At 70.9% G+C, this 23,386-nt stretch carries 18 protein-coding genes; 10 read left to right on the forward strand and 8 right to left on the reverse strand.

The window, feature by feature from the left end; genetic code table 11:
- Positions 1–218: 218 nt before the first annotated feature.
- Both CSR00_RS14905 and CSR00_RS14910 read right to left on the reverse strand, forming a co-directional pair.
- Positions 219–818, reverse strand: coding sequence for a hypothetical protein (locus CSR00_RS14905; protein ID WP_245906036.1), 600 nt, complete (start codon positions 816–818; stop codon positions 219–221).
- A 19-nt stretch (positions 819–837) separates the two neighbouring features.
- On the reverse strand, positions 838–1,338 hold the full coding sequence (locus CSR00_RS14910; protein ID WP_099023190.1) for a ribonuclease FAU-1 family protein: 501 nt from the start codon (positions 1,336–1,338) through the stop codon (positions 838–840).
- Between the two features lie 68 nt (positions 1,339–1,406).
- On the opposite strand from CSR00_RS14910, the gene uvrB reads away from it, so the two are divergent.
- The 3 genes from uvrB (at position 1,407) to CSR00_RS14925 (ending at position 6,204) form a co-directional block, all read left to right on the forward strand.
- Positions 1,407–3,566, forward strand: coding sequence for an excinuclease ABC subunit UvrB (uvrB, locus tag CSR00_RS14915; RefSeq protein ID WP_099023191.1), 2,160 nt, complete (start codon positions 1,407–1,409; stop codon positions 3,564–3,566).
- Between the two features lie 80 nt (positions 3,567–3,646).
- Entirely contained in the window at positions 3,647–5,041 is a 1,395-nt protein-coding gene (locus tag CSR00_RS14920; RefSeq protein ID WP_099023192.1) for an MFS transporter, read from the forward strand.
- A gap of 560 nt (positions 5,042–5,601) precedes the next feature.
- Positions 5,602–6,204: a cutinase family protein gene (locus CSR00_RS14925; protein WP_245906038.1), complete on the forward strand. Its 603-nt coding sequence runs from the start codon at positions 5,602–5,604 to the stop codon at positions 6,202–6,204.
- A gap of 61 nt (positions 6,205–6,265) precedes the next feature.
- Here the strand turns inward: CSR00_RS14925 and CSR00_RS14930 are convergent, their stop codons facing one another.
- Positions 6,266–6,664, reverse strand: a complete 399-nt coding sequence (locus CSR00_RS14930; RefSeq protein WP_099023193.1) for a phage holin family protein — start codon at positions 6,662–6,664, stop codon at positions 6,266–6,268.
- A 297-nt stretch (positions 6,665–6,961) separates the two neighbouring features.
- Between CSR00_RS14930 and CSR00_RS14935 the strand changes: the two genes are divergently transcribed.
- Positions 6,962–7,408, forward strand: a complete 447-nt coding sequence (locus tag CSR00_RS14935) for a universal stress protein (RefSeq protein WP_099023194.1) — start codon at positions 6,962–6,964, stop codon at positions 7,406–7,408.
- 94 nt (positions 7,409–7,502) lie between these two features.
- On the opposite strand, the gene CSR00_RS14940 is transcribed toward CSR00_RS14935, so the two are convergent.
- Positions 7,503–8,180, reverse strand: a complete 678-nt coding sequence (locus CSR00_RS14940; RefSeq protein ID WP_099023216.1) for an MBL fold metallo-hydrolase — start codon at positions 8,178–8,180, stop codon at positions 7,503–7,505.
- A 145-nt stretch (positions 8,181–8,325) separates the two neighbouring features.
- Here CSR00_RS14940 and uvrA point away from each other — a divergent pair, with 145 nt between their 5' ends.
- The gene (gene uvrA / locus CSR00_RS14945; protein WP_099023195.1) at positions 8,326–11,235 is read left to right on the forward strand and encodes an excinuclease ABC subunit UvrA; all 2,910 of its coding nucleotides are present in this window, start codon (positions 8,326–8,328) and stop codon (positions 11,233–11,235) included.
- A gap of 42 nt (positions 11,236–11,277) precedes the next feature.
- On the opposite strand, the gene CSR00_RS14950 is transcribed toward uvrA, so the two are convergent.
- The gene (locus CSR00_RS14950) at positions 11,278–12,708 is read right to left on the reverse strand and encodes an alpha/beta hydrolase (RefSeq protein WP_218014490.1); all 1,431 of its coding nucleotides are present in this window, start codon (positions 12,706–12,708) and stop codon (positions 11,278–11,280) included.
- An 89-nt stretch (positions 12,709–12,797) separates the two neighbouring features.
- Positions 12,798–13,103, reverse strand: a complete 306-nt coding sequence (locus CSR00_RS14955) for a hypothetical protein (protein ID WP_245906039.1) — start codon at positions 13,101–13,103, stop codon at positions 12,798–12,800.
- 140 nt (positions 13,104–13,243) lie between these two features.
- Here CSR00_RS14955 and CSR00_RS14960 point away from each other — a divergent pair, with 140 nt between their 5' ends.
- From CSR00_RS14960 to CSR00_RS14970, 3 genes are all read left to right on the forward strand, one after another.
- Complete coding sequence (locus tag CSR00_RS14960; RefSeq protein WP_407662450.1) at positions 13,244–13,735, forward strand: lipoprotein LpqH; 492 nt, start codon at positions 13,244–13,246, stop codon at positions 13,733–13,735.
- Positions 13,736–13,797: 62 nt separating this feature from the next.
- Complete coding sequence (locus tag CSR00_RS14965; RefSeq protein ID WP_099023197.1) at positions 13,798–15,528, forward strand: hypothetical protein; 1,731 nt, start codon at positions 13,798–13,800, stop codon at positions 15,526–15,528.
- Positions 15,510–16,835, forward strand: coding sequence for a CHAT domain-containing protein (locus CSR00_RS14970; protein ID WP_099023198.1), 1,326 nt, complete (start codon positions 15,510–15,512; stop codon positions 16,833–16,835). The genes CSR00_RS14965 and CSR00_RS14970 overlap by 19 nt, the downstream gene beginning before the upstream one ends.
- A gap of 3 nt (positions 16,836–16,838) precedes the next feature.
- Here CSR00_RS14970 and CSR00_RS30680 read toward each other — a convergent pair whose 3' ends face one another.
- Positions 16,839–16,991, reverse strand: a complete 153-nt coding sequence (locus CSR00_RS30680) for a hypothetical protein (protein WP_176562068.1) — start codon at positions 16,989–16,991, stop codon at positions 16,839–16,841.
- A 562-nt stretch (positions 16,992–17,553) separates the two neighbouring features.
- Between CSR00_RS30680 and CSR00_RS14975 the strand changes: the two genes are divergently transcribed.
- Together CSR00_RS14975 and CSR00_RS14980 are read left to right on the forward strand one after the other, a co-directional pair.
- Complete coding sequence (locus tag CSR00_RS14975; protein WP_099023219.1) at positions 17,554–18,894, forward strand: hypothetical protein; 1,341 nt, start codon at positions 17,554–17,556, stop codon at positions 18,892–18,894.
- On the forward strand, positions 18,891–19,997 hold the full coding sequence (locus tag CSR00_RS14980; RefSeq protein ID WP_099023199.1) for a hypothetical protein: 1,107 nt from the start codon (positions 18,891–18,893) through the stop codon (positions 19,995–19,997). The genes CSR00_RS14975 and CSR00_RS14980 overlap by 4 nt, the downstream gene beginning before the upstream one ends.
- 24 nt (positions 19,998–20,021) lie before the next feature.
- On the opposite strand, the gene lysX is transcribed toward CSR00_RS14980, so the two are convergent.
- Positions 20,022–23,372: a bifunctional lysylphosphatidylglycerol synthetase/lysine--tRNA ligase LysX gene (lysX, locus tag CSR00_RS14985; protein ID WP_099023200.1), complete on the reverse strand. Its 3,351-nt coding sequence runs from the start codon at positions 23,370–23,372 to the stop codon at positions 20,022–20,024.
- Positions 23,373–23,386 lie beyond the last annotated feature (14 nt).

Raw genomic sequence — 23,386 nt, forward strand, 5'->3', positions numbered from 1 at the left:
GTCCCCGCGCCGGCGAGGTCCCCGCGCCGGCCTGAGGTCATCGAGTGTGCGCCCAGATCGATCGCGGGCGCCGGGAGCCGCTCAGGTTGCACGTTCGGTGCGGGCAGGTCGCGTGTGGTGTGCGGTCTGGACGGCACGTTGCGTGGGGGCAGCCCAGTACGAGCAGGTCGCGTGTTGTGCGCGGGCGGGCCAGGCCGGCCACCCACGGCACACGGCGCTCAGGCGGGCTGGCCCGCCGCCGGCTCGGGGGATACGGGGGCAGCGGGGTCGGCGGCCGTGGTCGGCGTGCCCCCGCCGCCCGCGTCGCCCGTGTCACCGGTGGTACCGATCAGCGGGGCGCCGCACATCAGCACCCCGTAGTCGGGGTCGTCGCGGGCCGGGGTCAGCCGGGGCGCGATGAACTGATCCGCCTGCGCGACGGTGGCGTCGTCGACCAGGATCTCGCAGTGCAGGTTGGCCGAGTACGGCCACTGGATCCGGATCCGCATCCCGGCCGCGTTCGGGTCGTCGAGAACGGTCTGCGCCTCGAACGTGCGGCCGGGCAGCATCGTCGGGTCGGCGCTGCGCACCTGGGTGTCGTTGATCTTGTAGGTGATCAGCGCGCCGCGCGAAATCCCGTCGACCCGGGCCCGGTAGGTGACGTTGTGCAGGGTGGGGGCAGGTCCTGTCTCCTGCGCCGCGGGCTGTTCACCGGCGACCGGCAGCGACGGGGGCGCGGGCGCCGGCTCCGGATCCGCCCAGGCCACCGGCGCGGTCAGCTGTCCAGTCACCACCGCGAGCACCACAGCGGCGGCCGCTGCCCGTGCGTGGTTCTTCACATTCGCCGACATTACGCTTTCATCGCCACAAGAGCTCAATCGCGTTACTTTGCATCCATTCGGTCAGGTCGTGGCTGTGCTCGGTCAGCCCGGCCACGGCCGTGAACGCCGTCCGGAGCGCCCCTTCGGCGGCCTGCTCGGAGACCAGGCTCGCGCGCACCGCTTCCAGCAGTTCGTCGAGATCGACGACCTCGGTACCGCGGCCGGTACGAACCACCAGGTCGAGGTAGAGGTCGACGGTCCGCCACATGTTGCCGGCGACGTCGATCTCGCAGACATCCAGATAGAAGTCCTGATCGCGCTCGTGGCCCGGGTTCCAGTGGAAGATGCTGGCCCGCAGACCGAACGTCGGCAGCAGCCACGACTGCAGGTAGTGGAACTGGGCCCGCCCCGGGGTCGGCCGGGCCATGTACAGGCCCCACGGCCTGACCTGGTACTCGTCGACCGCCCGCACCACCCCTTTCGGGTCGGTGTTGGTGCGGGCGGCGACGTCGAAGGTCTCGTGCTTGGGTGGGTGGATTGGTCTAGCTTAGGCAGGCTGTTCCGTCGGCGCTGATCCTGTCGGTGGCCGGGCATACCCTGGAACGCATGGCTTTCGCTACCGAGCATCCCGTGCTTGCGCACTCCGAGTACCGCGCGGTCGAGGACGTCGTGCGGGCCGGCGGACAGTTCGAGGTCGTCAGCCCGTACTCGCCCGCCGGCGACCAGCCCGCCGCCATCGCCGAGCTGGAACGGCGGGTCAACGCGGGGGAGCGTGACATCGTCCTGCTGGGCGCCACCGGGACGGGCAAATCGGCCACCACGGCGTGGCTCATCGAACGGCTCCAGCGGCCCACCCTGGTGATGGCGCCGAACAAGACCCTGGCCGCCCAGCTGGCCAACGAGCTTCGCGAGATGCTGCCGAACAACGCGGTCGAGTACTTCGTGTCCTACTACGACTACTACCAGCCCGAGGCCTACATCGCGCAGACGGACACCTACATCGAGAAGGACAGCTCGATCAACGACGACGTCGAGCGGCTCCGGCACTCCGCCACCTCCAGCCTGCTGTCCCGGCGCGACGTCGTGGTCGTCGCGTCGGTGTCGTGCATCTACGGCCTCGGTACCCCGCAGTCCTACCTGGACCGGTCGGTGGAGCTGCGGGTCGGCGAGGAGGTGCCCCGCGACGGGCTGCTGAGGCTGCTCGTCGACGTCCAGTACACGCGCAACGATCTGTCGTTCACCCGCGGCACCTTCCGGGTCCGCGGGGACACGGTCGAGATCATCCCCTCCTACGAGGAACTCGCCGTGCGCATCGAGTACTTCGGCGACGAGATCGAGGAGCTGTACTACCTGCACCCGCTGACCGGCGACGTGGTGCGCAAGGTGGACTCGCTGCGGATCTTCCCGGCGACGCACTACGTCGCCGGGCCGGAGCGGATGGCGCAGGCCATCTCGACCATCGAGTCCGAACTGGAGGAGCGGCTCGCCGAGCTGGACGGGCAGGGCAAGCTGCTGGAGGCCCAGCGGCTGCGGATGCGCACCAACTACGACATCGAGATGATGCGCCAGGTGGGCTTCTGCTCGGGCATCGAGAACTACTCGCGTCACATCGACGGCCGGCCCGCCGGCTCGGCCCCGGCCACGCTGCTCGACTACTTCCCGGAGGACTTCCTGCTCGTCATCGACGAGTCGCATGTCACCGTCCCGCAGATCGGCGGGATGTACGAGGGCGACATCTCGCGGAAGCGCAACCTGGTCGACTTCGGGTTCCGGCTGCCCTCGGCGGTCGACAACCGGCCGTTGACGTGGGAGGAGTTCTCCGAGCGGATCGGGCAGACGGTGTACCTGTCGGCCACCCCGGGGCCCTACGAGCTCAGCCAGACCGCCGGCGAGTTCGTCGAGCAGGTGATCCGCCCCACCGGTCTGGTGGACCCGAAGGTCATCGTCAAACCGACCAAGGGCCAGATCGACGACCTGATCGCCGAGATCCGCGCCCGCACCGAGCGGGACGAACGGGTGCTGGTTACCACCCTGACCAAGAAGATGGCCGAGGATCTGACCGACTACCTGCTGGAGATGGGGATCCGGGTGCGGTACCTGCACTCCGAGGTGGACACGCTGCGCCGGGTGGAGCTGCTGCGCCAGCTGCGCCTCGGCGAGTACGACGTGCTGGTGGGCATCAACCTGCTGCGCGAGGGTCTCGACCTGCCGGAGGTGTCGCTGGTGGCGATCCTCGACGCCGACAAGGAGGGCTTTCTGCGTTCGCCGCGCAGCCTGATCCAGACCATCGGGCGGGCGGCGCGCAACGTCTCCGGTGAGGTGCACATGTACGCCGACAGCGTCACCGACTCGATGAAGGAGGCCATCGACGAGACCGAGCGCCGGCGGGCCAAGCAGATCGCCTACAACGAGGAACACGGCATCGATCCGCAGCCGCTGCGCAAGAAGATCGCCGACATCCTCGACCAGGTCTACCGCGAGGCCGACGACAGCGACACCGTGGAGGTCGGCGGCTCGGGCCGCAACAGGTCACGCGGCCGGCGTGCCCAGGGGGAGCCGGGCCGCGCGGTCAGCGCCGGCATCGTCGAGGGCCGCGACACGTCCAACATGCCGCGCGCGGAACTGGCCGACCTGATCAAGGACCTCACCGAGCAGATGATGGCCGCGGCCCGGGATCTGCAGTTCGAGCTGGCGGGGCGGATCCGCGACGAGATCGCCGATCTGAAGAAGGAGCTGCGCGGAATGGACGCCGCGGGCCTCAAGTAACGCGCGGCCGGCCCCGAGGGTGACGGCCAGGGGGTTACGGCGATTGAGCTCAACCGCGCTTGAGGTCGTACGGTGATCCCGTGACGGAGGCCGCGACCGATGGGGTCGGCAGTTGGCGGGACCTGTTGGGGCCGCGCTACCTCGGCACGTCGGGGGTGCTGGCGGGCGGGGTGGCGCTCTACGCGATCAACGAGTTCCTCACCGTCAGTCTGCTGCCCAGTGCGGTCGGCGAGATCGGTGGACAACGGCTGTACTCGTGGGTGACCACCGTCTACCTGGTGGCCTCGGTGGCCGCGGCCACCACGGTCGGCGCCGTGCTGACGCGGTTGGGGCCACGTTGGGCCTACCTGCTCAGCCTGACGGTGTTCGGGCTCGGCAGCGTGCTGTGCGCGGCCGCCCCCCGGATGGAGCTGCTGCTCGTCGGCCGGGTGGTGCAGGGCGGTGGTGGCGGGCTGCTGGCCGGGCTGGGCTACGCGGTGATCAATGCCGCTCTGCCACAACGGTTGTGGACCCGAGCCTCGGCGTTGGTGTCGGCGATGTGGGGGGTCGGGACGCTGGTGGGTCCGGCCTCCGGCGGACTGTTCGCCCAGTTGGGTATGTGGCGTTGGGCTTTCGGTTCCCTGACGGTACTGACCGTCGTGATGGGCCTGCTGGTGCCCGTCGTACTGCCCCGACGGGATGCGGCGACGACCCGCACGCCGTGGAACATCCCGACCTGGTCGCTGATGTTATTGGGAACGGCGGCATTGTTGGTCAGCGCCGCCGCCATCCCGCACAACCCGGCGGCGACCGTCGTGCTGCTGGGTGCGGGGGTGGGCGTGGTCGCGCTGTTCGTGGTGGTCGATCGGCGCGCGGACTCGTCGGTGCTGCCGCCCACCGCTTTTCGGCCCGGTCCGCTGAAGTGGATCTACATCACGCTGGGGATGCTGATGGCCGCCACCATGGTGGACATGTATGTGCCGCTGTTCGGGCAGCGCCTCGCCGGCCTGGTGCCGGTGGTCGCCGGATTGCTGGCCGCGGCGCTGTCGGTCGGGTGGACCGCCGGCGAGCTCACCAGCGCCTCGGTGGACCGGCCGCGGACGACCGTGCGGATCGTGGCGGTCGCCCCGCTGGTGATGGCCGCCGGCCTGGCGATCGCGGCGCTGACCCAGGTCGCCGGGGCTCCGCCGCTCGTCGTGGTGGCCTGGGCCTGTGCGCTGGCACTGGCCGGCACCGGTATCGGGATGGCCTGGCCGCACCTGTCGGCGTGGGCGATGGGTGCCGTCGAGGATCCGGGGGAGGCGGCCACCGCCGCCGCGGCGATCAACACCGTGCAGCTGATGAGTGGTGCGATTGGGGCGGGCATGGCCGGTGTGGTGGTGAATATGACCGACCGCGGCGACGCCTCGGCGTCGCGGTGGCTGTTCGCCGTCTTCGCGGTGCTCGCGGCGTTCGGGTACGGCGCATCCCGTCGGGCGGGGCGCGGACGGGTGTGATCACCGCACCGGCTGGCCCGGTAGCAGAAAAGTACCGACGCCTTTGCCCAAAAGAAGCGCACAGCGATTTGCCAGTTTTGCAGGGTCGCGCGGCAAAACCGAAAGGCGCCGGGCCGGATCGCACTCCCGGCCTGGGGGCAGTCCGTGGTGGCGGCCGCTCAGGCTCGGGCGGGTGTGTTCGTGGCGGTCGCCTGGCCGAGGGGTCGGCCGCCGCCGGTGGCGCCGACGAACCGCCGGGTGTCGCGGCGCCGCGGATTCCCAGGTGAGTTAGGTCACACGGCAGGCCTGTGCGGTTCGGCGGCCGCGCGGGTGCGCGCGTCGCCGGGCGGAGTCTCGGAGAGGCTCGGCCATGACCGGAGCTGGGCGCTCCCGGGCGGGCAACGGCCGGTGTACGGGCTCCGCAGCACGGGAACGCAACCGTTGCGTCACCGTGTCGTCTCGGATTCGTCTCGGCCCCTCCGGATTTGCTGGAGATGTGTCAACGTTTAGCGGTGCGCCTCCGCCTCGGCCGTCTACTCGCTGCTGCGCTGGTGACAGTGTCGGCGCCGTTGGCGGCCACTGTGACCGCGCCCGCGGCCGGCGCGGCGTGCCCGGATATCGCGGTGGTCTTCGCGCGCGGCACCGGCGACCCGCCCGGGGTCGGCTTCGTCGGAAAGTCGTTCGTCAACCGGCTGCACTGGAAGACCCTGGGCAAGTCCATATCGGTGTACCCCGTGGACTATCCGGCGAACTGGAACTTCGGCGCCTCCGCCTCGGCGGGCGCGGTCAACGCCAACGGCCAGGTCCAGTACCTGGCCGCGGCCTGTCCGGCGACCAGGATCGTGCTGGGCGGCATGTCGCAGGGCGCGGCGGTGATCGACCTGATCACCATCGGACAACGCATCATCTGGTTCTTCAGGCCCGCACCGCTGCCCGACGCGATCGCCGACCACATCGCCGCGGTGGCGGTCTTCGGCAACCCGTCCCGCGATCACCGCCAGCTGGGGCCGCTGACCGAGATCAGTCCGCAGTACGGGAATCGGACCATCGACCTGTGCGCCTCCGGCGATCCGTTCTGCTCGAAGGGGCAGAACCTGCTCGCCCACTGGTCGTACACCTGGAACGGGATGACCGACAAGGCCGCCACCTATGTCGCGCAGCAGATCCTCAACCCGACGACCTGAGCGGGCGGCACTGACGGACGGCAATGACGGACGACATTGACGGACGGCACTGACGGGCGGCTCAGCGGAGGACCCGGCCGGCGTCGGAGACCAGCAGCGACAGTACCCAACTGACGATCGACAACACGATGGCGGCCCAGATCGCGGTCCACCAGAACTGGTCGACGACGAGCCCCCAATGGGTGGTGTGGCGGGTGATCCAGGACGTGATCCACAGCATGAGCGCATTGATCACGACGTGGAACAGGCCCAGGGTCAGGATGTAGAGCGGGATGGACAGGATCTGCACGATCGGCTTGATGATCGCGTTGACGACCCCGAAGACCATCGCCACCACGAAGATGATGCCGGCCCGCTGCAGCGCGTTCTGGCCACCGACGAACGAGATCCCCGGAACCACGAGGGTCACCACCCACAACGCGAACCCGGTCAGCGCGCTTCGCGCAAGGAACTGCCCCATGCCACGATCCTGTCACGCAGTCCCGCTGCCGCGCAGTGGCGTTGGGGATCGTGGGGGTGACGTGGGGCGCCGCGCCGCAAGGGTGTGTTGCGAGCAACATCACGGTGTCCGGGCCCGCGGCGATGTCGCCAAGCTCACGCCGTTCCCGGGGGTCGCGTCCATCCAGGTGAGGCGGCAAAATAGCAGACGCTGACGACGACGGTGTGGTCAATCGTGCCCAAGTTGCGGTGACGGCGGGTTAATGTCTGTCGTTGGCACCTGCATTCGCGAAGACACGTGAACCTTGGGAGGGTATGGATGAGCGGCTACAAGACCGTGGTGGTCGGCACGGACGGCTCAGACTCGTCGCTGCGCGCCGTCGACCGGGCGGGCGCGCTCGCTTCGGGTCCCGACGCGAAGGTCGTGGTGGCCACCGCGTACTTCCCGTCGTCCGAGGACTCCCGGGCCGCCGACGTTCTCAAGGACGAGGGCTACAAGATGTCCGGGAACGCCCCCATCTACGCGATCCTGCGGGAGGCCCGCGACCGGGCCAAGGCCGCCGGCGCGGCGAACATCGAGGAGAAGGCGATCGTGGGCGCCCCGGTGGATGCGCTCGTCGAACTTGCCGAAGAGGTCGACGCCGACCTGCTGGTGGTCGGCAACGTCGGGCTGAGCACCATCGCCGGGCGGCTGCTGGGCTCGGTGCCCGCCAACGTGGCGCGCCGCTCCAAGGTGGACGTGCTGATCGTGCACACCACCGGCTGAACCCCGGCCGGTCGGCAGCCCCGGGGCCAGCGGGCCTCGGGGGCCCGGGCAGCTCTTGGGGGCAGGTCTTGAGCCCGTTGAGGCCGGGCGGGTCTTACCAGCCCCGCTGCTTCCACTCCGCCAGGTGCGGACGTTCGGCTCCGAGCGTGGTGTCGTCGCCGTGGCCGGGGTAGACCACCGTCGCGTCGTCGTAGACATCGAACACGCGGGTGGTGACGTCGTGCAGCAGCTGCTCGAAATCCCCGGGCTGCCAGGTCTTGCCGACCCCGCCCGGGAACAGGCAGTCGCCGGTGAACAGTTGGGTCACCCCGCTGACGGCGTCGCCGGACAGCGCCAGCGCCACCGAGCCCGGGGTGTGCCCGCTCAGATGGATCACGTCGAAGACGAGGTCGCCGACGGTGATCTGGTCGCCGTGGGCCAGGATGCGGTCGGGTCGCACCGGAAGGGGGTCGGCGTCGAGTTGGTGGGCGGCCGTCGGGGCGCCGGTCGCCGCGGCGACGGCCTCCAGCGCCTGCCAGTGGTCGAAGTGCTGATGGCTGGTCAGGATCAACGTGACCTTGGGCGCCGCCTCGCGGATCGCCTCCAGCAGCGTGTCGGCGTCGTTGGCGGCGTCGATCAGCAGTGTCTCGCCGGTCCGGGAACAGGTCACCAGGTAGGCGTTGTTGTCCATCGGGCCGACCGAGACTTTGGCGATGGTCGCCCCCGGCAGGGTCCGGCGGGCACCGCTTCCGGATTCGACGTGGCCGGTGTAGGTGTCAGCGATCACGGTCATGTCGGCCACGTTACTGGTCACGGTGCTGGTTGTGGCCACCCGTCGGGCGCTCGCTGTCGGTGCCGACACATAGCATGGACACCGACGTCGGTGGCCGCCCGTTCGGGTGCGCGCCGACCAGCGCAAACAGTAGTGGAGGGACCGGGTGGCTGAGCGCCTGATCGTCAAGGGTGCGCGCGAGCACAATCTGCGCAGCATCGACTTGGACCTGCCCCGCGACGCCCTGATCGTGTTCACCGGGCTGTCCGGGTCCGGCAAGTCGTCGCTGGCTTTCGACACCATCTTCGCCGAGGGGCAGCGCCGCTATGTCGAGTCGCTGTCGGCCTACGCCCGGCAATTCCTCGGTCAGATGGACAAGCCCGACGTCGACTTCATCGAGGGCCTGTCGCCGGCGGTGTCGATCGACCAGAAGTCGACCAACCGCAATCCCCGGTCGACGGTGGGCACCATCACCGAGGTCTACGACTACCTGCGCCTGCTCTACGCCCGCGCGGGCACACCGCACTGCCCGGTCTGCGGCGAGCGCATCGCCAGGCAGACCCCGCAGCAGATCGTCGACCAGGTGCTGGCCATGGACGAGGGTCTGCGGTTCCAGGTGCTGGCACCGGTGGTGCGCACCCGCAAGGGTGAGTTCGTCGATCTGTTCGAGAAACTCAACACCCAGGGCTACAGCCGGGTCCGGGTCGACGGTGTCGTGCACCCGCTGACCGACCCGCCCAAGCTGAAGAAACAGGAGAAGCACGACATCGAGGTCGTGGTCGACCGCCTGACGGTCAAGGCGTCGGCCAAACAGCGTCTCACCGATTCGGTGGAGACGGCGCTGAACCTCGCCGAAGGCATCGTGGTGCTCGAGTTCGTCGACCGCGACGACGACCATCCGCACCGGGAGCAGCGTTTCTCCGAGAAGCTGGCCTGCCCCAACGGCCATCCGCTGGCCGTCGACGACCTCGAGCCACGCTCGTTCTCGTTCAACTCGCCCTACGGCGCCTGCCCGGAGTGCGTCGGTCTGGGGATCCGCAAGGAGGTCGACCCCGACCTGGTGGTGCCCGACCCGGAGCTGACGCTCGCCGAGGGGGCGGTGTCGCCCTGGTCGATGGGGCACACCTCGGAGTACTTCACCCGGATGATGGCCGGCCTGGGCGAGTCGATGGGTTTCGACGTCAACACCCCGTGGCGCAAGCTGCCGGCCAAGGCGCGCAAGGCGATCCTGGAGGGGTGCGACGAGCAGGTGCACGTGCGCTACAAGAACCGCTACGGGCGTACCCGCTCCTACTACGCCGACTTCGAGGGTGTCATGGCCTTCCTGCAGCGGCGCATGGAGCAGACCGAGTCCGAGCAGATGAAGGAACGCTACGACGGGTTCATGCGCGACGTGCCGTGCCCGGTCTGCCACGGCACGCGGCTCAAGCCGGAGATTCTGGCGGTGACCCTGGCCGCCGGCGACCGCGGCGCGAAGTCCATCGCCGAGGTGTGTGCGCTGTCGATCTCGGACTGCGCGGATTTCCTGAACGCGCTGACCCTGGGTTCCCGGGAGCAGGCGATTGCCGGTCAGGTGCTCAAGGAGGTGCAGTCCCGGCTGGGCTTCCTGCTCGACGTGGGGCTGGAGTATCTGTCGCTGGAACGCTCGGCGGGCAGTCTGTCCGGCGGGGAGGCCCAGCGGATCCGGCTGGCCACCCAGATCGGGTCCGGGCTGGTCGGCGTGCTCTACGTGCTCGACGAGCCGTCCATCGGGCTGCACCAGCGCGACAACCGGCGGCTCATCGAGACACTCACGCGGCTCAGGGATCTCGGCAACACACTGATCGTGGTCGAGCACGACGAGGACACCATCGCCCATTCGGACTGGGTGGTCGACATCGGTCCGGCCGCCGGTGAACACGGTGGGCAGGTGGTGCACAGCGGAACCTATGAGGCGCTGCTGCGCAATCCCGATTCCATCACCGGGGCCTATCTGGCGGGCCGGGAGAGCATCGAGATGCCCGCGATCCGCCGACCGGTCGACCGCGGCCGCCGGCTGACCGTCGTCGGGGCGCGGGAGCACAATCTCAAGGGCATCGACGTCAGCTTCCCGCTGGGGGTGCTGACCTCGGTGACCGGGGTGTCCGGGTCGGGTAAGTCCACACTGGTCAACGACATCCTGGCCGCGGTGCTGGCCAACAAACTCAACGGTGCGCGCCACGTCCCCGGCCGGCACACCCGCGTCAACGGGCTCGACAACGTCGACAAGCTGGTGCGCGTCGACCAGTCGCCCATCGGCCGCACGCCGCGCTCCAACCCCGCCACCTACACCGGGGTGTTCGACAAGATCCGCACCCTGTTCGCCGCGACCACCGAGGCCAAGGTGCGCGGCTACCAGCCGGGCCGGTTCTCCTTCAACGTCAAGGGCGGACGCTGCGAGGCCTGTTCGGGCGACGGCACCATCAAGATCGAGATGAACTTCCTGCCGGATGTCTACGTTCCCTGCGAGGTGTGCCACGGCGCCCGCTACAACCGGGAGACGCTGGAGGTGCACTACAAGGGCAAGACCATCTCCGAGGTGCTCGACATGTCGATCGAGGAGGCCGCCGACTTCTTCGAGCCCATCACCGGTATCCACCGCTATCTGAAGACGCTCGTCGACGTCGGGTTGGGCTATGTGCGCCTGGGCCAGCCGGCCCCGACGCTGTCCGGCGGGGAGGCGCAGCGCGTCAAACTGGCCGCCGAGCTGCAGAAGCGTTCCACCGGGCGCACGGTGTACATCCTCGACGAGCCCACCACCGGCCTGCACTTCGAGGACATCCGCAAACTGCTGAAGGTCATCAACGGCCTTGTCGACAAGGGTAATTCGGTGATCGTCATCGAACACAACCTCGATGTCATCAAGACCTCGGACTGGATCGTGGACATGGGACCCGAGGGCGGCGCCGGCGGCGGCACGGTGGTGGCCGAGGGCACCCCGGAGGACGTGGCGCTGGTCCCGGAGAGCTACACCGGCAAGTTCCTCGCCGAGATGATCGACGTCCGGCCGAAGCCGGCGCCCAAACGCGCGCCGCGCAAACGCAAGGTCAGTGCCTGATCAAGCAGGGCCTGACCCGGACGCCTGACCCGGACGTCTGACTCAGAGGCCGGCCGGCGGGGCCGGCGCGCCCGCCGGCAGCGGGGCACCGACGGCGGGCCGGACCGCAACGGCCGGCACGCCCGGGGTTCCCAGGACCGCGGCCAACCACGGTAGCCCGGCGGTGAACGCACTGGCCGCAAAGGGCCAGTCGTGCCTGCCGGGCAGGGTCCCCACCGCACAGTCGATGCCGTGGGCGGAGCCGAGGGCGCACAGCGTGTCTGCGGCGACCATCTGGTCGCCGGCCGGGTCGTGCCCCTCTCGGTGGTCGTTGACGACGAACCAGGCCGCGATCGAGCGGTACCGGTCGTGATGGGTGATCACCGTGCTCGGGTCGAAGGCCGCCCACCGTGTGGCGTCGCCGCCGTAGAGCCGCTCGATGGTCTGCTGTTTGTCGCCCAGGTTGGGGGAGAGGTCACCGGCGATGTCCTCGATGGCCCGGAACCTCTCGGGGTGCATGGTCAGCAGGTCCACGGCACACGTGCCGCCCATCGACCAGCCCACCACACCCCAGTGGGAACGATCCGGGCTCACTCCGTAGTGGGCGATCAGGTACGGGACCACGTCCTCGGTGAGGTGGTCGGCGGCGTTGCCGTGCGGTCCGTTCACGCACTCGGTGTCGTTGTTGAACGTTCCGCCGGCGTCGACGAACACCAGCACCGGAGCGTGTCCGGTGTGAGCGGCGGCGAACGCATCGACCGTGGCGATCGCATTGCCGGCGCGCACCCAGTCGGCGGGCGTGTCGAACACACCCCCGATCATCATCACCGTCGGCAGCGCCGGGGGCGGGCTCGTGGCGAACCAGGCCGGGGGCAGGTAGACCAGCTCGCCGCGGTGCTTGAACCTGGAGGCGTCCGACGGAATCGACACCGGTATCAGCGCACCACGCGGCGGGATCGAGTGTCGTGCCTGCTGCAGCGCCGCCATCGCGGCGACCCGGGTGTGATCGAGCTGGTCGGGCAGAGCTCCCGCCGTGAGTTGGGTCCAGGCCGAGGTGACGGTGGGGAAGTATCCCACCCAGAGGTTCACCATCAGCGCGGTGGCCAGCAGGCAGCCCGGGACCGCAAGCAGGGACAGGGCCCGCCGCCACCATCGCGCAGCGGGCCACCCCAGCACTGCGGCCGTGATCGCCGAGCCCGTCAGCGCGATCCAGACCCAGAATCGGGTCGGCGGGTCGTCGGTGACCCCCTGAAGGGCCAGATACCAGCGCACCAGCACGGCGGTGGCGATCCCGACCGTCAGGGCCGCCGGCAGCCGCAACGCCCAGCGGCGGGGGTGACGCCAGTCGATGGCCGCCAGCAGCACCGCCGCCGCGAGCACCTGGACGAGGTCGGGCAGCCAGCCGTGCATCAGCGACACCAGCGACAGATGATGTCCAAGCCGCAGCGGCCAGTCCGTGAGCAGAGTCGCGGCGGCTTCCGACGTCGGCGGCATCACCGCAACATCGTGGACCGCCAAGCTGCCGGGTGGCTGTCAGGCCGCTGGGAGATCGACGCGGCACCGCCGCACCGGTGTGCCCGGGCTCAGGAGCTCGGTCGGTCCTCGGCGTCGCCGCGATCCATCGACGCCCGGATCTGCTCCAGGCGCTCGGCGGCGGCCTTCTGCCGGGCCTCGTACTGCTCGTCGACGCGGCGGCCTTCGGGTGTCTCGTGGGCCAGCTCGGCCGAACCGAGCGCCGTTCCGAAGCGGGTTTCGATCTTCTCGCGCACCGATTCGAAGGTCGGCACCCCGTCCGGTGTGTAGGCGGGCGCGGCGGGGTCCGGGACGGGGCCGGGCGCCGCCGAGCCCTGCTGATCCTTGCGCGTGTCCTTGCGCGTGTCCTCGGACATGGCCTCACCCTACGCCGCGAAATCTTGGGATCGGTAGCACCGCGGCGGCTCTGTACTGGTGATACGGCGACGCCGATCGCGGCGCCGCGAAAGGGAAGGGAACCACGAAAGTGAAGGGAACACAGACGATGAACGCGATGCTGACACGGGCCCTGGCCGGTGCGCTGGGCGTGGCCGCCGTGACCGGCGCCCTGGCGGCCTGCTCGGACGGCAAGGATTCTGGGCCGTCCACGAGCAGCGCCGCGGGCTCCGGCACCACCCAGGTCGCCGGTGGGGGGTCGACCTCGGTCAAGGTCGGCGGCCAGGATCTCCCCGGCCTCGACCTGGACTCGGTGACCTGCGTGAAGCAGGGCGGCAAGATCAACGTGGCCAGCGCCGCGATCGGCGGCCAGCAAGGGCTCGGGGTGGTGATGACCGATGAGGCCACACCGAAGGTGGAGTCGCTGGGCATGGTCGTCGACGGCAACGCGCTGGCGGTGGCCGACAACATGGGCGTCAAGACCGGCGCGGCCGAGGTCAAGGTGGACGGCAGCACCTACACCATCACCGGCCAGGCCGCGGGCGCCGACCTGAAGAATCCGATGGCAGGGATGATCACCAAGGATTTCACGATCACGGTGACCTGCGAATAGTCCCCTTCACCGGTGGCGGCGGGCGTGCCGAGCACGTCCGCCGCTGCTTCTATGATCCAGCGATGACGGTCGCCGCCGAACTGTCGCGTGCACGGGCCCTGGCCTTCGCCGGTGATTCCGGGGCCGCGCGTGATCTTCTGCTGTCGCTGGTGCCGGCGATCGAACGTGCCGACCGGGACGACCAACTGCTGGAGGTCTTCAGCCAGCTGGCCGAGATCTACCTGGTGCGCAGCGCCTTCGACGGCACCCGGGAGTGCGTGGGACGGATCTGGGCGGCCCTGGAGATCTACGACTCGATCCGGGCGGGAGGCAATCCCGAGGCGGCGGCGCAGGTCACCCTGAGCGCCGAACAGGTCGATCTCATGTGCGAGCGCTACCGACACCGCGCCCTGGGCCTGGAGGCCGCCCTGGCCGCCGCGTCCGGCCGGCACGACGACGCCGCAACGGTGCTGACCCTGTTGGACCGGGCCGGGCCGTCGGAGTCCCTCGCGGCCGAGCACCGTCGGGTCCTGACGACCGCCCGGGTGCGCTGCGCGTTCGGCCTCTGCGACGACGAGCTGCACGCGAGGGCCGCGCCGCTGTGGGTCCAGGTGCACACCGTCCTGGTCGATGTCGAGCGCACCGGCGGCGCCGGGCTCGAACCCGACCGCCTGTATGTCGAGGCGGGTCTGGGCTACGGGCGGTTCTGCGTCGAGACGGGGCGATACGGTGACGCCGAACCGTGGCTGCGGCGCGCCGGAGCCAGGGCGCAGGCCCGCGGTTGGCGGCTGGAGGCGGCCCGCGCCGAGGTCGAGCTGGCTGCCAGTCGCTGGGCCACCGGCGACGTCGACGCCGCCGGAGGGCTGATCGCCGGGGCCTACCCGGTGATCGCCGAGTACGCCCGCGCTCACGACGTGGGGCGGTGCTGGCTGTATCTGGGCCTGATCGCCCTGGCCACCGGGGCGCTGGAGCGGGCCGACGAATGCTGGGCGCACGCCGAACGGTGCTGGCACGACCTCGCAAGACCGATCCACCTGTACCGGATCCTGCTGCAGCGTAGCTGGATACCGATCTTCTGCGGGCGCTGGTCGGAGGCCGAGGCGCTGATCGCCCGGGCACGCGCGCACCTGGATGCGGCGGCGTGTGCCGGTTGGTTGCAGTACGCGCGTCTCGACGACCAGCTCGGCAACCTCCACCGGGCGCGAGGCCTCGCCGAGTTGGGCTTCGACGCTGCGGGCACCCCCGAGGCCAGCTGGGAGGAACTGGAATTCCGCCATGTCGCCTCGCTGGGGATCGTCGATGCCGACCCCGATGCCGGGCAGCGTCGCCGCGCTCTGTACGCACTCGCGAAGGCCGCCGAACTGAAGATCCCGGCAGCGCTGGCCGTCGACTCCGTGCGGTACTCGATCACCGACGCCCAGTGCCGCAGCGCCTGGGCGGCCGGCGTCTCCGCCCCCGCGCTGGCCGGTGCCTTCGCGGTGGCCTGGGAGGCCGAGAACACCCCGTTGGTGGCCGAACTGATCGAATATCATTGCGCCCGTGGTGCTTTTGCGGAACCCGAGCAGGCGGGCGGACCCGCGGCCGGCTGGGCGAGCACCGCGACCGCTCCGATCCCGGTCGATGACGGCGAGCACTCGCTGGTCGCGGCGGCCTCGTCGCCGTCGGGGGCTCAGGCCGATCTGCTCGCGCCGCTGCCGCCCCTGCGGATGGATCCGGGTGCCGAACCCGTCCTCGCGTTCTACCGGGAGCTGGCCCACCGCCGCTACGGGCGCGGGGGCGACCGCGGCGCCGAAGCGTGGCCGACGTGGCCGTGACCCGGACGCCCACCCTGGTGCTGCGCTTCGCCGATCTGGGCATCGTCACCTACGGTTCGCTGCGCGTGGTCGGACAGCCGCAGCGCACCGTCACCTGGGTGATCGAGGAGCCGTTTCTGCTGACGGCGCTGGCCGCGCTCGAGGCGGCGCTGCCCGAGCCGCGGTACTCCGAGACAGCCGTCGAGGCGCTCGATCGGGCGCTGCGGCGCGGCGCCTTCGCCAACCGGGCCGACGAGCTGGGGCTGGCCTACCGGCTCGGGGTGCTGCTGCTGAGCGCCGCCGCCTGGCGCCTGCTCGAGGCCTGTGCCGGTGACACCCGGGCGGTGCTGTTCGTCGCACCCAGCGCGCGGTTGGCACGGATCCCGTGGGGGCTGCTGGCCGTCCCGGCCGCGCGGCCCGGCGCCTCGGAGATGATGCGCGCCCGGGCGGCCGCGATGACGACCGCGGGACGTCAACCCGCCGACATCCCCTGGCCGACCGTCGATTCCGATGAGCTCACCGACGGACGCCGGATGCTGGAGCTGGCCGATGTCCTGTTCGCGGTCCCGGTCGCGATCACCGCCGCACCCCGGCGTGCGGTGAGCTGGCACCGACGTGCCGGCCGGCCGGCACTGGTGATCCTCGACCCGCGGGTGCCCGGACAACTGCCCGACTCCGCGTTGGGCTCGGTCCTGGGCAGGCCGTCGGCCGACTCCCTACTGGGCCGCCATTTCGCGCCGGACGTCGGTCAGGGCGCGGTGCTGCCCGACGTCGGCGATGTGGTGCAGCTGTTCCGCCGTGCCGACGCCGACCGGGCCTGGCTGGCCGCGCAGCTCGCGGCCGGTCCGGCCCGGCTGCTCTTCGTCGGGCATGCGGTTGCCGGCGCCGAGGCGGCCGGGGGATCGGCGGTCTATCTCGCCGAGGAGCGGCCCCTGCGCGCCGCCGACGTGACCGCCGCGCGGCTGCCGATACCACCCCGGGTGGCGCTGCTGGCGTGTGCATCGGCCGGCGACTACCGCTTCGACGAGGCCCGGGGACTGGTCGCGGCGATGGTGCTCGGCGGCGCGCAGCTGGTCACCGCGGTGCTGTGGTCGCTGCCGACCACCGTCGGCCTCGGCCGGTTCGCCCCGCCGACGCCCGGCCACCGAGCCGACCCGATGGCCAACCTGGTCGCCGCGGTCGACGACGCCCACCGCCAACCGAATGCCGGGCGTGCCGTCAACGACTGGCAGCGCGCGCAGCTGCGCCGGTGGCGCCACGGTGAGAGCACCGCCAACCCGGTGCACTGGGCCGCGCTGGCGACGTTCGCCGTCGACGGCGCGCGCTGACCGTCACGGCGGGGGCACCAACACCGCTACCGCCGTCTCGTCGCCCGGCCGGTAGTAGGCGGCCACCACGCTGCCCGGGCCGACCTCCCCGACCGCGTCGGCGGGAAGCAGCACCGTCTGCTGGGCGGCGAACTGTCCGCCCTCGGGCTTGCTCACGATCAGGTCGAGCTCGATCTCGTGGTACCCGTGATCGGATCTCGCCGGTGGTCCGCGAGGCCGTCACCAGACCGCACGTCTGCACACCGCTGCGGATGAGATCGATCCGGCCGCCGCGCAGCAGCCCCGTGCGCAGCAGCATCCGTTGGTGGGCCGCGCGCACCGCGAGCACGTCGTCGACCAGTGTCAGCCGTTCCCGGCTGGCCGGGTCGAAGGCCACCATCACCAGGACCCCCGGGTGCAGCGCCGCCCGGATGTCATCGGCCGGCGGGCCGTGCAGCCGGCCGATGAACCGGTCCCCGCAGACGCCCTCGACCTCGACGACGATGTGTTCGGCAACCGTGCGGACCGTGCCGATTCCGATATCGGTCGGCGCGGGCGGTCGCCGGGTGGGCCGGGCCGGGTGCCACAGCGGTGTGCAGACCACCGCGACAGCGAGGATGACACCAAGGATCGCGGCCAGCGCCACGAGCCCGGACAGCGACGCGTCGAACATGGCGCCCAGCCTGAGGCGCGCCGTCGGCTACCGAACCCAACTTTCGGGCCGTCCTATGCTGTGCCGATGAGCATCGGCCCGCAGCCGGTGGACACCCGCACCGCACCGGTTCCGGCGCATCAGCCGCGCGCCGCGGTGATCGACGCCGCCTGGCGTGCGCTGGGCCCCGGCCTGGAGGTGCTCAGCGGCCACGACGGCGCGCCGTTGCGCCGCACCGTCAAACGCATCCTCGATCCGCTGGTGCTGCGTCTGCGCGCCAACCCGGACTTCGGCACGCCCGTCGTCGGGGCCGATTCCGCCCAGGCGTTGTTCGACACCATCGTGGCGCACAAGACGCAACTGCTCTCGGCGGCAGCGTGGTTCGCGGTGCTCAAACAGGCCCGGCGCCGGTTGCGGATCACCACCGGGAACGCGCAGGAACTGTACTTCCCGATCAGCTTCGAGCTGGCGGTCACCGCGGGACCCCCGGACCCGGACGCGGGCCGAGCCGCCGAGGTCGCCGAATCGGTCCTGGGGGCACTGCATGCCGAACGCGACGGCACCGCCGTGGAGACCCTCAACGCGCATCTGGCCGAATCCGGGGTCCTTTCCCGGTTGGCAGCCCAGCTCGACCGCGGTTGGCGCGACGTTCGGGCCGATCGCGCCCTCGACGCACCGTTCCTGTCGGGGCTGGCGACCGTGCTCGGCGCCGCCGGCTCCGCCCGCGACCACGCGGCCCGGCAACGGGTTTGGCGTGCGCTCGTGGCCGACCCCACGCCCCACAACCTCGGCGTCCGCATCCGCGGCGCGGATCCCGGTGCACGGTGGTCGATCGTGGCCATCGGGCTCAGTTCCGTGGCACCGCAACAGCCGCCGCCGCTGATCGGTGCGGGCGTGGGGGACCGGCCGCTGGACCGATCGGTGGTCGACCGGGTGCGCGCGACGCTGCGCCGTGTCCTCGACCGCGAGGAGCTGCCCGCGATCCCGTTGCTGTGCTCCGAGGAAGTCGACCGCGCCTGCGCGCCGTGGGGCCTGCTCGGCGAGGACCGCCAGGCCACCCTGATCGCCGGCATCGAGTTGGTCACGGGGCTTCGACCACTCGAGGAATCCGCCCCTGCGGCATACCCACTGGGCGCCGAGATCGCCGCCCGCCTGCGCAAGGAGGCCTACGTCCTGCAGGCGCGCCGCCACCTGGTCGGCGGGGCCGCGGTGCATCCCCGCCAGCAGGCGGTGATCGACGAGCTGGCCTGTTTCGCCAGACCGTATCTGGGCCGATTGTGGGCGCGGCTGCACGGCCGCGACGTGTGGCAGGAATCCTGCGGCGACGTCGAGGATGTGCGCGCCCTGCTGGCCGGCATCGCCCGTTCGGTCAGTCTGGATCACCGTCAGCGGATCAAATCGATGCTGACCGCCGTGGAGGCGCGATGAGGCTTCTCCGGCAGGACGGGCTGTGGCGCACCGATGACGTCGTGGAGGGGCCGCCGCTGGTGGCCGTCCTGGAGGTCGGCGGCGCGGTCCTGGAGTGGACGGTCGACGCCGGGGCCGGCGGCGCGGCGCCGTCGATGACGTTCACCGACCCCGGCCGGGCCGACTGGTTGTGGCAGGCGGTCGGCGTTCGTGGACACGTGGCACTGCTGGCCGCGCTCGGGCGGAGTGATCCTGCCGAGCCGATGATCGAGGTGCCCGGGGTGCGCCCGGATCCAGCGGTGTTCGCGCCGGTGCACCGGCTCGCGCTGGGGCACTGGTTGCTGCGCTGGTGGCCCGCCAGTCGCCTCGACGGCATCGCCGCACTGGATCCGGCGCTGCTCGCCGCGGAGATCGCGGTGCTGACCGTGGCGGCCGAGCAGTTCTTCACCGGCGAGACCCTGGATTCGGATCTGGCCCCGTTGCTGGCAGCCCACACGCCCGCGCTGGTCCGCCACCTCGGCGGTACAGACTCCCGCGTTCGCGATATCGCCGGCGCCGCACTGGCGATCGCCGACGACGTCGGTGTCGGCCCGCCCCCGCCCCCGCCCCCGGTGCCGGCCGCGGCCCGGTCGCGCGACGACTATGCGCTGTTTGCCGGCGGCGGCGCGCCGACCGCGGCGGCGATCGCACGGGGAGCGGGGTCGTTGTCGTGGTCGAGGGTGCCCGCCGGCATGTTCGACGCCGCCGAGAACACCGTGCGCTGGCGAATCGACGCGGCGGCCGGCGCCGTCACGGGCACGGTCGAGGTGGCGTTGCAGGAGGCCGGTGATGCCGCCGGGGTCGCGGTCCGGTTGAGCTCGGGAGGACTTGTCGCCGCGGGGGTTCTGGACAGCACCGGCAGAGCCGTCCTGCCGCTCCACGACGGGCAGCGGCCCGCCGGCGAGGCCGCCGCCTGGAACCACGACTGGTCGAGGACCGTCGTGACGATCGGAGCCCCGGCCGACGCGCCGACCGAGACCCCCGAGGCACGGTCCCGGGTGCGCACCTTCGCCCGTGCGCGGCTGGCCCGGCCGACCGAGAGTTCCTTCCTGGCCGAGCGATTGGCCACCGAATCGCTGTATTGAGCGTCGCTGAACCGCCCGTCCCCGTTAGCGTGGCTTGGCCAGCGGGAAGGGCAGCGTCTCCCGGATGCTGCGGCCGGTGATGAGCATGACGACGCGGTCGACACCCATGCCAATGCCCCCGGTGGGGGGCATGGCGTACTCCATCGCCTGCAGGAAGTCCTCGTCGAGTTCCATCGCCTCCGGATCGCCGCCGGCGGCCAGTAGGGACTGTTCCTGAAGCCGGCGCCGCTGCTCCACCGGGTCGGTGAGTTCGCTGTAGGCGGTGCCCAACTCGACCCCCCAGGCCACCAGGTCCCAGCGCTCGGCCACCCCCGGCTTGTCCCGGTGCGGGCGGGTCAACGGCGACACCGAGGTGGGGAAGTCGGTGTAGAAGGTGGGCGCCTGCGTGCGGTCCTCCACCAGGTGCTCGTACATCTCCAGCACCACCGCGCCGGGATCCCACTGGCGCTGGTAGGCGATGCCGGTCCGCTCGCACAGCCGGCGCAGCGTGGCCAGATCGGTGCCGGCGTCGACGTGTTCTCCCAGCGCCTCCGACACCGCCTCGTGCACCGTCTTCACCGGCCACGGTCCGGAGATGTCCACCGGTTCCAGGGTGCCGTCGGCGCGCGGGCGCAGCACCACCGGCGCACCGTTGGCGGCGGTCGCGGCGTTCTGGATCAGTTCCCGGCACCCGTCGATCCAGGTGCGGTAGTCGGCGTGGGCCTGGTAGGCCTCCAGCAGCGTGAACTCCGGGTTGTGGCTGAAGTCCACGCCCTCGTTGCGGAATGCGCGGCCCAGCTCGAACACCCGCTCCACCCCGCCCACACACAACCGTTTGAGGTAGAGCTCGGGAGCGATCCGCAGATACAGATCCAGGTCGTAGGCGTTGATGTGGGTGGTGAACGGCCGGGCGTTGGCCCCACCGTGGATCTGCTGCAGGATCGGGGTCTCGACCTCCAGGAAACCCTTGCCCACCAACGTTTCCCGGATGGAGTGCAGTACCTGGCTGCGGGCCCGGATCAGGTCGCGCGCCTCGGTGTTGACCGCCAGGTCCACATAGCGGGCCCGCACCCGGGCCTCCTGGTCGGTCAGGCCCTTCCACTTGTCCGGCAGTGGCCGCAGGCATTTGCCGATCAGCCGCCAGCAGTGCACCAGCACCGACGCGGTGCCGTTGCGGCTGGCGCCGCGCACGCCGGTCACCTCGATCAGGTCGCCCAGGTCGATGGCCGCGGTGAACGCGGCGATGTGTCCGTCGGCGAGCACGGAGTCGTCAAGCAGCAGTTGGGTTTCGCCCGACCAGTCCCGGAGCTGGGCGAAGAGCACCCCGCCGTAGTCGCGGATCCGCAGGATCCGCCCGGCCACCGTGACCGCGGTGCCGTCCGGGCACCGCAGGGCCTCGGTCACCGTGTGCGACGGTGCACGCCCGACCGGGTAGGCGTCCACCCCCTGGCTCTGCAGGGATCTGAGCTTGGCCATCCGCACGCGGACCTGTTCGGGCAGCCGCGCGGTCGCCTCCGAATCGCCGGGCGCGTCGAGCGCCAGGCGGCCGGGCTCGGGAGCGCTGCCGTCCCGGTGCAGCGCGCCGCTGCCGGAGAGGCTGTCGGGTACCGCCGGATGGTTTCCGGTGTGCTGCTTGGCCCGCCGGCTGAACGGCAGCACCAGGAAGCCCTCGGCGATCACCGAGGCGACCCCGACCCGCGGCACCAGCCGGGCGTCCTCGTAGCAGGCGTAGCGGGGCACCCATTCGGGCAGGTACTTCATGTTGGACCGGTACAGCGTCTCCAACTGCCACCAGCGTGAGAAGAACACCAGCAGTGCGCGCCACAGCCGGGCCACCGGGCCCGCGCCCAGTTGGGCGCCCTCCTCGAACGCGGAGCGGAACATCGCGAAGTTCAGTGAGATCCGGTTGATGCCGAGTTCCTCGGCCTGCCCGCAGAGCTCGCTGACCATGAGCTCGATGGTGCCGTTGGGGGATTGCGGTGAGCGGCGCATCAGATCCAGGGACGCCCCGGTGGTGCCCCAGGGCACCAGCGACAGCATGGCGGCCACCTCGCCGCCACCGTGGTCGCCACCGCCACCGTCACCGTCGTGGACCGCCTCGACCAGCAGGCAGTCCTCGTCGGCGGGATCCCCGAGCCGGCCCAGCGCCATCGAGAAGCCGCGTTCGGTCTCGGTGTCGCGCCATGCGTCGGCGCGGGCGATCACCCGGGCCATCTCCTCGGCGGACAGTTCGCGGTGCCGGCGGATCCGCACTGTCAGCCCGGCGCGTCTGGCGCGGGTCACGGCCTGGCGGACCGGCTTCATGTCGGGACCGGAGAGCCGGAACCGGTCGGGGTGCAGGATCGCCTCGTCGCCGAGCTCGAGCGCATTGAGCCCGGCCTCCCGGAAGGCCTGGGCCGCGGCCGAACTGGCGCCCATCACCCCCGGAGCCCAACCGTAGGTCTGGCACAGCTGCAGCCACGCCGCGATGGCCTGCGGCCAGGCCCGCGGATCGCCGACCGGGTCGCCGCTGGCCAGGCACACCCCGACCTCGACGCGGTAGGTGATGGCGGCACGGCCGCTGGGGGCGAACACCACCGACTTGTCGCGCCGGGTGGCGAAGTAGCCCAGTGAGTCGTTCTTGCCGTAGAGCTCCAGCAGACCGCGGATCGCCGACTCGTCCTCACCGGTGAGCGCGTTGTCGGCCCGCTGGGACTGAAACAGCACGATCGCCGCGGTCATCAGCGCCAGCGCCCCGAACAGGCCCAGCGCCGCGTTGACCAGGACGTGCGGTTCCCCGGTGAAGCTGTCGGGGTCGGCCCCGGCGAAGGCGCTCACCCGGTTCAGCGCGTAGAAGAAGCGGCCGCCCCGGGTCAGGCTGCCGGGGAACAGTTCGATCAGACCCCACCCGATCAGGGTGCCCACGGCCATGCCGGCCACCAGCACCGCGGCCGCCTTGAACAGGGCCCCGCGGCGCACCCGGGCCGAGAACTGATGGCGCGCCGGGATCAGGAAGGCGACGGCGGCCAGGTGAAACGCCAACCCGATGAACTCGCCGATCTCCTCGACGACCGATTCCGGGGCCGCCGGCCCGGGCAGCAGGTCGGCCAGGTTCCAGCCGATCGCGGCCACCATGTACAGCAGCAGAACCCACCAGGCGATGCGTTTGCGTGCCGCCAGCGCGCCGGCCAGCAGCGCCAGCACGAACGCCCACGCGAAGCTGGTGTCGGGAAAGTTGAACAGATAGTCGTTGACGAACTCCCGCGGAACCCGGATCAGGGACCGCACCAGTGGGGAGACACTGGCGACCAACGACAGCGTGGCCACGATGCCCACCGTCCAGCCGGCGGCGGCGGGAACCCACTGCACCCGGGGTCCCGGCCGCGACGTCGGTGTGCGGCGGCTCACGAGGGTCATAGGCCGCGAGGATA

Source organism: Mycolicibacterium palauense (assembly GCF_002592005.1).
Lineage (GTDB): Bacteria > Actinomycetota > Actinomycetes > Mycobacteriales > Mycobacteriaceae > Mycobacterium > Mycobacterium palauense.